9 protein-coding genes are annotated in these 12,195 nt (G+C 65.1%); 7 read left to right on the forward strand and 2 right to left on the reverse strand.

The features are described 5' to 3' along the window. Window positions 1-7 precede the first annotated feature (7 nt). A complete protein-coding gene (purH, locus tag I6F35_RS24640; protein WP_225120251.1) occupies window positions 8-1,600 on the forward strand; it encodes a bifunctional phosphoribosylaminoimidazolecarboxamide formyltransferase/IMP cyclohydrolase in 1,593 nt (530 codons plus the stop codon). Window positions 1,601-1,679: 79 nt separating this feature from the next. Here the strand turns inward: purH and I6F35_RS24645 are convergent, their stop codons facing one another. Next, window positions 1,680-3,059, reverse strand: coding sequence for an MFS transporter (locus I6F35_RS24645; RefSeq protein WP_225120350.1), 1,380 nt, complete (start codon window positions 3,057-3,059; stop codon window positions 1,680-1,682). Window positions 3,060-3,183: 124 nt separating this feature from the next. Between I6F35_RS24645 and ggt the strand changes: the two genes are divergently transcribed. The 4 genes from ggt to I6F35_RS24665 all read left to right on the forward strand — a co-directional run bounded on the left by ggt (window position 3,184) and on the right by I6F35_RS24665 (window position 9,051). Beyond that, window positions 3,184-4,932, forward strand: a complete 1,749-nt coding sequence (gene ggt, locus I6F35_RS24650) for a gamma-glutamyltransferase (protein WP_225120252.1) — start codon at window positions 3,184-3,186, stop codon at window positions 4,930-4,932. A 277-nt stretch (window positions 4,933-5,209) separates the two neighbouring features. Then, window positions 5,210-6,508 (forward strand): MFS transporter, encoded by a 1,299-nt coding sequence (locus tag I6F35_RS24655; protein WP_225120253.1) that lies wholly within the window; start codon window positions 5,210-5,212, stop codon window positions 6,506-6,508. Window positions 6,509-6,734: 226 nt separating this feature from the next. Continuing rightward, window positions 6,735-7,631 (forward strand): NAD(P)-dependent oxidoreductase, encoded by an 897-nt coding sequence (locus I6F35_RS24660; RefSeq protein WP_225120254.1) that lies wholly within the window; start codon window positions 6,735-6,737, stop codon window positions 7,629-7,631. Window positions 7,632-7,662: 31 nt separating this feature from the next. After that, the gene (locus I6F35_RS24665) at window positions 7,663-9,051 is read left to right on the forward strand and encodes a serine hydrolase (RefSeq protein WP_225120255.1); all 1,389 of its coding nucleotides are present in this window, start codon (window positions 7,663-7,665) and stop codon (window positions 9,049-9,051) included. Between the two features lie 100 nt (window positions 9,052-9,151). On the opposite strand, the gene I6F35_RS24670 is transcribed toward I6F35_RS24665, so the two are convergent. Then, window positions 9,152-9,817, reverse strand: a complete 666-nt coding sequence (locus I6F35_RS24670) for a glutathione S-transferase (RefSeq protein WP_225120256.1) — start codon at window positions 9,815-9,817, stop codon at window positions 9,152-9,154. Window positions 9,818-9,974: 157 nt separating this feature from the next. Here I6F35_RS24670 and I6F35_RS24675 point away from each other — a divergent pair, with 157 nt between their 5' ends. Together I6F35_RS24675 and I6F35_RS24680 are read left to right on the forward strand one after the other, a co-directional pair. Next, a complete protein-coding gene (locus I6F35_RS24675) occupies window positions 9,975-10,556 on the forward strand; it encodes a DUF2239 family protein (RefSeq protein WP_225120257.1) in 582 nt (193 codons plus the stop codon). A gap of 211 nt (window positions 10,557-10,767) precedes the next feature. Next, window positions 10,768-12,117, forward strand: a complete 1,350-nt coding sequence (locus I6F35_RS24680) for an MATE family efflux transporter (RefSeq protein ID WP_225120258.1) — start codon at window positions 10,768-10,770, stop codon at window positions 12,115-12,117. Window positions 12,118-12,195: the final 78 nt, after the last annotated feature.

Genomic DNA, 12,195 nt, shown 5'->3' on the forward strand with positions numbered 1-12,195 from the left:
CTTGCCCATGACTGACACGACCCGCCGCATCACCCGCGCCCTCCTTTCCGTTTCCGACAAGACCGGCCTGATCGAGTTTGCCCGCGCGCTCGCCGCCCGTGGCGTCGAGCTCGTCTCCACCGGCGGCACCGCGAAAGCGATTGCCGGCGCCGGCCTCAAGGTGAAGGATGTCTCCGACCTCACCGGCTTCCCTGAAATGATGGACGGCAGGGTCAAGACCTTGCACCCCAAGGTGCATGGCGGCCTGCTCGCGATCCGCGACAACAAGGAGCATGCGGCGGCGATGCAGGCCCACGGCATCGCGCCGATCGACCTGCTCGTCGTCAATCTCTATCCGTTCGAGGCGACTGTCGAGAAGGGCGCCGGCTTCGAGGAGTGCATCGAGAACATCGATATCGGCGGCCCGGCGATGATCCGCGCTGCAGCGAAGAACCACGACGACGTCGCGGTGATCGTCGAGGCGCAGGATTACCCGGCGGTACTCGACGAGCTCGCAACCAACAAGGGCGCAACCACGCTCGCGCTTCGCCGCCGACTCGCCGCGAAAGCATACGCCCGCACTGCGGCCTATGACGCGGCGATCTCGAACTGGTTTGCGAAACAGCTCGAGACGGAGGTGCCGGATTTCCGCGCCTTTGGCGGGCGGCTGATCCAGAAGCTGCGCTACGGCGAGAACCCGCACCAGAGCGCCGCGTTCTACGCCACGCCGGAGAAGCGCCCGGGCGTCGCCACCGCACGGCAGGTGCAGGGCAAGGAACTGTCCTACAACAACATCAACGACACCGATGCGGCCTATGAATGCATCGGCGAGTTCGATGCCAGACGCACTGCCGCCTGCGTCATCGTCAAGCACGCCAACCCCTGCGGCGTCGCCGAAGGCACGGATCTCGTCAGCGCCTATCGCAAGGCGCTCGCCTGCGATTCGACGTCCGCGTTCGGCGGCATCGTCGCCGTCAACCGCACGCTCGACGCGGAAGCCGCGCGCACGATCACCGAGATCTTCACCGAAGTCATCATTGCACCTGACGCGACCGATGAGGCGATCAAGATCGTCGCGGCGAAGAAGAATCTCCGTCTTCTGCTCGCCGGCGGCCTGCCCGATCCGCGGAGCGTCGGCCTCACCGCCAAGACGGTTGCCGGTGGCCTGCTAGTGCAGAGCCGCGACAACGCCGTTGTCGACGACATGGCGCTGAAGGTGGTGACGAAGCGCGCGCCGTCGGATGCCGAGCTGCGCGATCTCCAATTCGCTTTCCGCGTTGCAAAGCACGTGAAATCGAACACCATCATTTACGCCAGGGACCTTGCGACCGTCGGCATCGGCGCCGGCCAGATGAGCCGGGTCGATTCCGCCCGCATCGCCGCGCGCAAGGCGCAGGACGCCGCAGCCGAATTGAAGCTTGCCGAGCCGCTGACCAAGGGCTCGGTCGTCGCCTCCGATGCCTTCTTCCCCTTCGCCGACGGCATGCTCGCCTGCATCGAGGCCGGCGCCACCGCGGTGATCCAGCCCGGCGGCTCCGTGCGCGACGATGAAGTAATCAAGGCCGCCGACGAGCACGGCATCGCCATGGTGTTCACCGGCATCAGGCATTTCCGGCATTGAGCCGGTAAGCGTAGCCCGCGTGCGCGCCATCCACGCTACACGCCGTCGTCCCGGCCTTGAGCCGGGACGACGGCGGGATTTAATCGCGCACCCGAGTCAATAGCGCGAGCCCCGCGAGGAAGAACAGCACCAGCACCGCCATGCCGGCCTTCTGGCTCGCGGTTGCCGCTGTGATGAGGCCGATCAGAAGCGGGCCGATGAAGGACGTCACCTTGCCGGTCAGCGCGAACAGTCCGAAATACTGCGCGATGCGATCTTTCGGCGCGAGATGGATCAGAAGCGTGCGCGAGGCTGCCTGCAGCGGCCCACCGGCGGCGCCGATCAGACAGCCGAGCACGAGATAGGCGCGCTCCGCCGCGCCGGCGAACAGCGGGCCGCCCGGCTCGGGCGGCGCGACCTGCACGAACAGGACCGAATCCTTGTCGACCAGCAGGATTGCCGTGATCGAGAACAAGAGGATGACCAGGCTGCCCGCGATCACGCGCTTCGGCCCCAGGAGATCGTCGAGCTTGCCGCCAAGCCAGGCGCCGAACACGCCGGCAATCGCGAGGATGATGCCGAACGTCCCGATCTGGATCGTGCGCCAGCCGAAGGTGCCGGCGGCATAGATGCCACCGAACGCGAACAGCGACACCAGCCCGTCGGCATAGATCATGTTGGCGAGCAGGAAGGTCGCGACCGATTTCCGCTTCGGCAGTTCGCCGAGCGTTTGCTTCAATTCGCGCAAGCCCTCGCGCAGCGCCTGCCGCACCGGCCGCTTCGCCGGATAGTCCGGCGTGAACAGGAACAGCGGCGTCACGAACAGGATGAACCAGAGGCCGGTCAACGGCCCGGTGATGCGGTCGCCCGCATGGGTGGCGGGATCGAGCCCGAACAGTGGCTTGAGGCCGAGCAGTGTGCGGCCGGTCTCCGGGTTCGCGGCGAGGAAGCCCAGCACCAGGAACAGGCTGAGCACGCCGCCGACATAGCCGGTGGCCCAGCCCGTTCCTGAGAGTCGCCCGATCCTGTTCGGCGGCACCAATGTCGGCATCATCGCATTGTTGAAAACGGTGGCGAATTCCGCGCCGACCGAGGCGAGCGCATAGGCGAACAGCAGCGACGGGATGATGCTGGCATCGCCGGGCCGGCCGATCCACATCAAGGAGGAACCGAGCACGAGCAGCGCGCCGAAGCCCGCGATCCACGGCTTGCGCCGGCCGCTGGCGTCCGCAATGGCGCCGAGCACCGGCGACAGCAGCGCGATCGCGAGCCCTGCGGCAGCGGTGGCAAAGCCCCACATCGCCTGGCCGCTCGCCGGATCGGGCGCGACGAAGCCGGCAAAATAGGGCGCAAACACGAAGGTCGTGATCAGCGTGAAATAGGGCTGCGCGGCCCAGTCGAAAAAAATCCAGCTCACGACGGCGCCACGGCCCGGATATGCCTTCGGCAACTCCGCGTTGCCCGCCTCGCTGATCGCCATGTCCATGCGAAAATCGTCCCTGCCCCAATCACGAACTGGCGCTTTGCCTGTGCACCTCAAATCCATATAGCATGCGGCGCTTACGCGAGGACTTCACTTCGGCTCCAACCGCGGCGAAATATTGATGACAGTTTCCTCAACCAGTTGGCGCAGGATCGTCGCGGCCATCGTGCTGGTGGTCTTCGCGATCGTGCCGGCGGCTGCGCAGGAGCAACGTCGCTTCTACACGCCGCCCGCCGCCGATACCATGCACGGCGTCGCCGCCGAACATGGCATGGTGGTGGCGCAGGAGAAGCTCGCAGCCCGCGTCGGCGCCGACATCCTGCGCCAGGGCGGCAATGCCGTCGATGCGGCGGTCGCGACCGGCTTTGCCATGGCGGTGACCTATCCGCGCGCCGGCAATATCGGCGGCGGCGGTTTCATGGTGATTCACCTCGCCGACCGCAACGAGGATATCGCGATCGACTATCGCGAGACCGCCCCTGGGGCCATTACCCGTGACATCTTCCTGAATGCCGAGGGCAAGCCCGATCCTGACAAGTCGCGCAATTCCGCGCTCGGCATCGGCGTGCCCGGCACGGTCGCCGGTCTCGCACTCGCGCTTGAGAAATATGGTTCCGGAAAATTCACGCTGGCGCAACTCCTGAAGCCCGCGATCGATCTGGCGCACGATGGATTTCCGGTTGCCGACGATATCGCCGACACCTTGCCGGACATGTATCGGCGCATGTCGCGCTGGGCGAACGCGGCCAGGACGTTCTCCCGCACCGACGGCTCGCCGCTGCACGACGGCGATACGCTGATCCAGAGCGATCTTGCGACCACGCTGAGCGCGATTTCCGAGCAGGGCCCACGCGGCTTTTATGAAGGACCGGTCGCGGAAAAGCTCGTCAAGGCTGTCACTGATGCCGGCGGCATCATGGCGCTGGATGATCTGAAATCCTATCAGCCCGTGATCCGTGCGCCGGTGCGCGGCACCTATCGCGGCTACGACATCGTCTCGATGCCGCTGCCCTCCTCGGGCGGCATCGTGCTGCTGGAGATCCTGAACATCCTCGAAGGTTTCCAGATGTCGGACATGAAGCAGGGCTCCGCCGCCTCGCTCCATGTCATGATCGAAGCCATGAAGCGCGCCTATGCCGATCGCGCCCGCTATCTCGGTGACCCCGCCTTCATCAACGCGCCGACGGTCGCCCTGCTCGCCAAGGATTACGCCGCCAAACAGCGCGCCACCATCGACCTTTCCCGCGCCACGCCCTGGGCCGAAGCGATTGCGGCGGCGCCGCAGCGCGAAGGCTCCAACACCACGCACTACTCTGTCGTCGACGCGCACGGCAATGCGGTCAGCAACACCTATACGCTGAACTTCCCGTATGGCGTCGGTCTTGTCGCTGAGGGCACCGGCGTGCTGCTCAACAACGAGCTCGACGATTTCACCGCCGCCCCCGGCGCCTCCAATGCATTCGGTCTGGTCGGCTTCGAAGCCAACCTGCCGGGTCCGGGAAAGCGGCCGCTGTCGTCGATGTCGCCGACGATCGTGCTGAGGAACGGCAAGCCGGTGTTGGTGACGGGCACACCCGGCGGCAGCCGCATCATATCAGCGGTGACGCAGGTGATCGTCGATGTCATCGACTACAAGATGAATATCGCCGCTGCGGTCGCCGCTCCGCGCGTGCATCATCAATGGCTGCCGGATGAAGTGCGGATCGAGAAGGGATTTCCCGACGATGTGCTGGCCGAGCTCCGCGCCAAAGGCCACAAGCTCGTCGAGCCGCTCGGCTATTCCTCCGCCAACTCGATCCTGGTGACGTCGAACGGCCTGCTCGGCGCCCCCGATCCTCGCACCCGCGGCGCCGAGGCCGCGGGATATTGATCGCAATTTATGGGCTGGGCCGCGCGCGCTCTCCTCGTCATTGCGAGCCACCGGGTCGGCGCGCAGCGCCGCCCGATGCCAGGCTCAGCGAAGCAATCCATCTCTCTCCACGCGGCGGCATGGATTGCTTCGCTTCGGTCGCAATGACGGTGCGGTCCGGAGATCGGCACGGCCATAGGCCTGCGTTTGCGGAACTATCGCGATAAATTTACCTTTCCCGCGAACGCGTCGCGTGCGATAGGCCCGGCCAATAAGAAACTCCCGGAGAACTTCACGCATGACGACATCGGATCCATCGAAAGCGATGGAAGTCGCTGAAATCCACGACACCGGCCTGCTCGCCTTCTATCGCGACATGAACCTGCAGGAGCGGCGCACCTTCTGGGCCTGCTTCTCCGGCTGGGCGCTCGACGGCATGGATTTCATGATCTATCCGCTCGTGATCGGCACCATCATCACGCTGTGGAAGGTCGATGCCGGCACCGCCGGCCTTGCGGGCACCGTGACGCTGCTCTCATCTGCCATTGGCGGCTGGCTCGGCGGCTATCTTGCCGATCGCATCGGTCGCGTCAGGACGCTGCAGATCACCATTCTCTGGTTCTCGTTCTTTTCGCTGATCTGCGCAATCGCGCAGAACTTCGATCAGCTCCTGATCGCGCGGGCAATCCTGGGCCTGGGCTTCGGCGGCGAATGGGCGGCGGGCGCGGTGCTGATGGGCGAAGCAATCCGGCCGCAATATCGCGGACGCGCGGTCGGCTCGGTGCAATCGGGCTGGGCCATCGGCTGGGGTCTCGCGGTGCTCGCGCAGGCGATCCTGTTCTCGATCCTTCCAGCGGAGACCGCGTGGCGCTGGATGTTCGTGATCGGCGCGCTGCCGGCGCTGTTGGTATTCTATCTGCGCCGCTACGTCACCGAGCCTGAGATCGCGGCCGCGACACGCGAAAAACAGCAGGCCGAGGGCGATCGGCCCTCGCTGTGGGAGATCTTCCACGGGCCGATCCTGAAGACGACCATTCTGGCCTCGCTGGCGGCGACGGGCTGTCAGGGCGGCTATTACGCCATCACCTTCTGGGTGCCGCGCTTTCTCACCACCGAGCGTCACCTTTCGATCGTCACCTCGACCGGCTATCTCGCCGCGCTGATCATCGGCTCCTTCATCGGTTATCTCGTCGGCGCCTGGCTCGCCGACCGCATCGGCCGCCGGAACCTGTTCCTGACCTTCTCGCTCGGCGCCATCGCGGTCGTGCTGGTCTATACGCAGGTCGAGATCAGCAACGAATTGCTGTGGGTGCTGGGCTTTCCGCTCGGCTTCTTCGCCTCGGGCTATTTCTCCGGCATGGGCGCGTTCCTGACCGAGCTCTATCCGACGCGGCTGCGCGGCTCCGGCCAGGGCTTCTGCTATAATTTCGGCCGCGGCATCGGCGCGCTGTTCCCCTATCTCGTCGGCGCGCTCTCGACCACGACCTCGCTCGCCAATGCAATCGCGATTTTCGCGGTCGCCGCATACGCTGTATTCTTCCTGGCCGCCTACGCGCTGCCGGAGACACGAGGACGCGTGCTGCATGCGGATGGATAAGGCATGATGAGATCGAGCTGCACTCCCTCTCCCGCTTGCGGGAGAGGGCCGGGGTGAGGGTGTTTCCACGGGGTTGAACCGCCGTGATTCAAGGTAGAGTCCCGCAGCGGAAAGAGCCCCCACCCGGTGCTGCGCACCGACCTCCCCCGCAAGCGGGAGAGGTGCACTGAGCTTGCGGCGGGAGTGAATTAGGCAAAGGCATTTCGTACTCGAACGGGAGGTTCGGATGACGTCGCTGAAGGACAAGACGCTGTTCATCACCGGTGCGAGCCGCGGCATCGGCCTCGCAATCGCACTGCGGGCGGCACGCGACGGCGCCAATATCGCGATCGCCGCCAAGACCACCGAGCCGCATCCGAAACTGAAAGGCACGATCTACACCGCCGCCGACGAGATCCTCGCCGCCGGCGGCAACGCTTTGCCTGTGGTCTGCGATATCAGGGACGAAGCGCAAGTCATCGCCGCGATCGACAAGACCGTTGCGGAATTCGGCGGCATCGACATCTGCGTCAACAATGCGAGCGCGATCAGCCTGACCAACTCGCAGGCCACCGACATGAAGCGGTTCGACCTGATGATGGGTATCAACACCCGCGGCACCTTCATGGTGTCGAAATATTGCATCCCGCATCTGAAGAAGGCGGCGAACCCGCACATCCTGATGCTGTCGCCGCCACTCGATATGAAAGCGAAGTGGTTCGAGCACTCCACCGCGTACACCATGGCGAAATTCGGCATGAGCATGTGCGTGCTCGGGCTGTCGGGCGAATTGCGATCGGCCGGTGTCGCCGTCAACGCGCTGTGGCCGCGCACCACGATCGCCACCGCCGCAGTCGGCAATCTCCTCGGCGGCGACGCCATGATGCGCGCCAGCCGCACACCCGAGATCATGGGTGATGCCGCGCACGCCATCCTGACCAAACCGGCGCGCGAATTCACCGGACGCTTCTGCATCGACGACAAGGTGCTCTATGACAGCGGCGTGCGCGATTTCGACCGCTACCGCGTCGACCCGGAGGTCGCGCTGATGTCGGATTTCTTCGTGCCCGACGACGACGTCCCGCCGCCCGGCGTGACCGTGCAGCCGCTGCCCTCCGATGGCGGAGCCTCGAAGTCGCGATAGAAACCACCGCAGCTGCAGGGCGGAGGAATTTGTGGGCTGGCAGAAATGGATCGCGGCAGCCATTGCTGTCGCCGCCGCGGTGGCGGTTGCCGTCTACTTCCGTCCTGATCGCGCCATTCGCGTCGTAACCGGCGCGGTCGCGCACAATGTCTGCTCCAAGGTGTTCGTCTCCGGCCTCGATCCGGAGACAGTTTTTTCGGAAACGATCGAGCGTGCCGGCATCCGCAGGCTGCGTCCGCTGCTTCGTTTTGCGCTCGACCGCACCGGCAGGACCATCGATGCGTCGGTGGCGGGGTGGCTGACAAGCCGCGCCGTCTTTCACGATGGGCTCGGATGCGTGCTGCTGCACGGGGCGAAGGCGCCCTATTTGCTCAAGAGCGATATCGACGCGCTGAAGGTGACCAAAGCGCCGCCGCTACTTGAGGAGATCGCAGGCCCTGAACCTGTAGAGCCGTCGGACCCGGCGCTTAAAGCGGCACTCGATCATGCCTTCGAGGAGCCGGCCGAGCCGCCGTTCCGGCGCACCAAGGCGGTGGTGGTCGTCCATAACGGCAAGGTCATCGCCGAGCGCTACGCGAACGGCATCGGTGTCGACACGCCGCTGCTCGGTTTTTCCATGACCAAGTCGGTGATCAATGCGCTGATCGGAATCCTGACCCAGCAAGGCCTGGTTACGCCGTCGATGCCGGCGCCGATTCCGGAATGGCGCGGCCGGAATGATCCGCGTCGCGAGATCGAGGTCGAGCACCTCATGCGCATGACCACGGGGCTGGCGCTGGACGAGACCAATTCAGGCTTCGACCCCTCGAGCCAGATGGTCTATCTGCACGACGACATGGCGGGCTTTGCGGTGAAGGCGCCGCTGATGGCCCCGCCCGGCACGCGCTGGCACTATTCGAGCCCGTCGACACAACTATTGGCGCGGATCATCCGCGATGCCGTCGGCGGTCCCGAGCAGACGCTCGCCTTCGCCTGGCGCGAATTGTTCAACCCGCTCGGCATGCGCAGCGTCACGCTGGAATTCGACGGCAGCGGTACGCTGCAAGGCACCGCTTATATGCTGGCGAGCGCGCGGGACTGGGCGCGTTTCGGGCTGCTCTATCTCAATGACGGCGTGGTCGGCGGCAAGCGCCTGTTGCACGAAGACTGGGTGGACTTTTCCGCCGCTGCGACGTTGAAGACCAGCTATGGCGCGGGTTTCTGGACCAACCGCAGCGAACATGCGGGCGCCAGGGCCCGTATCGCGCTCGGCATTCCCAGCGACGCTTTCTTTGCGTCGGGCGATCTCGGCCAGCGCATCGTCATCATGCCGACGCAGCATCTCGTCGTGGTGCGCCTCGGCGACAGCGTCGATCCGACCGGCGACATCCGTGGCCTGGCGCGTCTGGTGAAAGAGGTGATCGCGGCGGTGGCGCGCTAGTGGCCCTCCGTCATTGCGAGCGAAGCGAAGCAATCCATTTCACCACTTGCGGAGACATGGATTGCTTCGTCGCTTCGCTCCTCGCAATGACGGCGTGCGCCTACCGCCCCACCTGATACGGCCCGCCCTTCTCCAGCGCGCGCGCATAGGCCGGGCGCGCGTGAATGCGTTCGAGGAACGCCATGCACCTGGGGTGGCCTTCCTCCAGCCCGGCGCGCGCGGAAGCGGCTTCGAGCGGAAAGCTCATCTGGATGTCGGCCGCGCTGAACTCGTCGCCCGCAAACCACTGGCTCTTGCCGAGCTCCGCCTCCCAGAACGCCATGTGCTGCTTGAGCTGCGGATTGACCAGCACCGTCAGCGCCTGGTTGGTGACCTTGCGCACCAGCGGCCGCAGCAGCGCGGGCGCGCGCTTCGGCATCATCGTGAACAGCAGCTTCAGCAGCAGCGGCGGCATTGCCGAACCCTCGGCATAATGCAGCCAGTAGGTATAGCGCAGCCGCTCCGGCGTCTCCGGCGGCGGGATCAGGCGTCCGTTGCCGTAGGTGGCGAGGATGTATTCGGCGATCGCGCCGGATTCCGCGATGGTGTTGCCGTTGTCGGTGATGACAGGCGACTTGCCGAGCGGATGCACCGCCAGCAACTCCTTTGGCGCGCGCATGTCCGGCCCACGCTGATAGCGCACGATCTCATAGGGCACGCCGAGCTCTTCCAGCAGCCACAGCACCCGCTGCGAGCGCGAATTGTTGAGATGATGAACGGTCAGCACGGTGCCCCCCGAAAAACAAAGAACCGAGCGTTCCCTATCAGGCAATCGCCGGATTCGCGATCAGGCCAAGCAGACGAAATTATTTACCCGGGTGATATTGACATCCAAATTATATCCGGGTATTAATTACGAAACGCGGATCAATCGGATATTTCAGATGAATCAGACATTTACAGCCTTCGAGGGCCAGCGCCGCCTTGCCTCAGGCGCCCTCCCCGAGGTCGCGCTGGCGGTCAAGCGGGCCGACCAGACTGCCGAGCCGATCGCGATCTTCTCCGACCGGACCGGCCGCGCCGTCGATCTCGACCTTCGCGGGAGCGACGATGAGATCCTGGCAAGGCTGCCGACATCGGTTTCACCAGGCGAAGCGTCGGAAGAGCAGCCGAGCGAACCGCGCGGCCGTGGCCGGCCGAAGCTCGGCGTGGTCGCGCGCGAGGTGACGCTGCTGCCGCGCCACTGGGAGTGGCTCAACGCGCAGCCAGGCGGCGCCTCGGTCGCGCTGCGCAAGCTTGTGGACGAGGCCCGCCGCTTGAGCGGCGACCGCGATCGCCAGCGCGCCGCGCGCGATGCCGCCTACCATTTCATGTCGGCAATGGCGGGCGACCTGCCGAACTTCGAGGAGGCTTCGCGCGCGCTGTTCGCCGACGACCGCCGTCGCTTCGTCAGCGAGATCGCCAACTGGCCGCCGGATATCCGCGACCACGTCGTCAAGCTCGCCTACAGCGACCGCGCCGATTAGCGCGGGAGCTAAGCCACCACGGAGGCGCGCCCCCTCTCCCGCTTGCGGGAGAGGGCGGGGTGAGGGTGTCTCCGCGGCGGGACTCTTCAGGTGGAGAAAAACGGATCGCATCTAACGATGCGATCCGACCTCACCCGCAAGCGGGGGAGGTGAACTCGCGGCACGACTGATTCAATCAACGACCTATCACATTTCAACAGGTACCCTTTCCATGTCCAAGCCGCCGCCGCTCTGGAGGACGTTCCTCGCCTTCCTGCTGCCGATGATGCTGAGCAACATCCTGCAGGCGCTGTTCGGCACCATCAACAACATCTATCTGGGACAGATGATCGGGGTCGATGCGCTCGCCGCGGTCTCGGTGTTCTTCCCGATGATGTTCTTCCTGGTCGCCTTCGTGATGGGCTTGAGCTCCGGCGCGACCGTGCTGGTCGGCCAGGCCTTTGGCGCCGGAGAAGCTGACAAGGTCAAGGCGGTGGCCGGCACGACGCTGACGGTCGCGCTCTTGCTGGCACTTGGTATTGCGCTGTTCGGCTTGCTGTTCACGCGCGAACTCCTGGTCGCGCTTGCGACGCCAGCCGATATCCTCGATGCCGCCACGTCCTATGCGCGGACCATGATGGTCACGATGCCGCTGACCTTCGCCTTCATCCTGGCCACCGCAATGCTGCGCGGCGTCGGCGATACCCTGACCCCGTTGCTCGCGCTCGCGATTTCGACCGTCATCGGCCTCATGGTCACGCCGGCGCTGATCCGCGGCTGGCTTGGCCTGCCGCAGCTCGGCGTTGCGAGTGCCGCCTGGGCCTCGGCGGTGTCGAGCCTGCTGACACTGGTGTGGCTCAACCTCCATTTGCGGCGGCGAAGCCATGCACTGGCTTTCGATGTCGCGTTCCTGCGCGCGATGCGGCCGGACGGCAGGCTGCTGCGGACCGTGTTGTGGCTCGGCATTCCCGCCGCGCTCGGCATGGTGGTGATGTCGCTCGCCGAACTGGTGCTGCTCGGGCTCGTCAACGGCTACGGCTCCAATGCCACCGCGGCCTATGGTGCGGTCAATCAGGTCTTGAGCTATGTGCAATTTCCCGCGCTCTCGATCGCGATCTCGGTCTCGATCTTCGGCGCGCAGGCGATCGGCCGCGGCGATGCCGGCCAGATCGGCGCCATCGTCGGCACCGGGCTGAAGATGAACGTGATCCTGACCGGCGGACTGGTCGCGATCGCCTATCTGTTCTCGCGCACGCTGATGGGCTTTTTCATCACCGACCCGGCCGTGCTCGAGCTCGCGCAGGGACTATTGCATATCGTGTTGTGGAGCTCGGTCCTGTTCGGGATGTCGACGGTGTTTTCGGGCGCGATGCGCGCCGGCGGCACGGTGTGGATGCCGCTCCTGATCTCCGCCGTCGCAATCACGCTGGTCGAGATCCCGTCCGCCGTCATCCTCAGCCGCCTGATCGGCATCGAGGGCGTCTGGGCCGCCTATCCGATCACCTTTTGCACCATGTTCCTGCTGCAGATGGGCTATTACATGCTGGTCTGGCGGAAGCAGACCGTCAAGCGCATGATTTGATCGGGAAGCAGCACCATTACAATATGACGATGATCATATTGTAGACGGGCCACGCGGATCGCGCCACAATACGGCCAA

Source organism: Bradyrhizobium sp. BRP22 (assembly GCF_020194175.1).
In the GTDB taxonomy this organism is placed as follows: domain Bacteria; phylum Pseudomonadota; class Alphaproteobacteria; order Rhizobiales; family Xanthobacteraceae; genus Bradyrhizobium.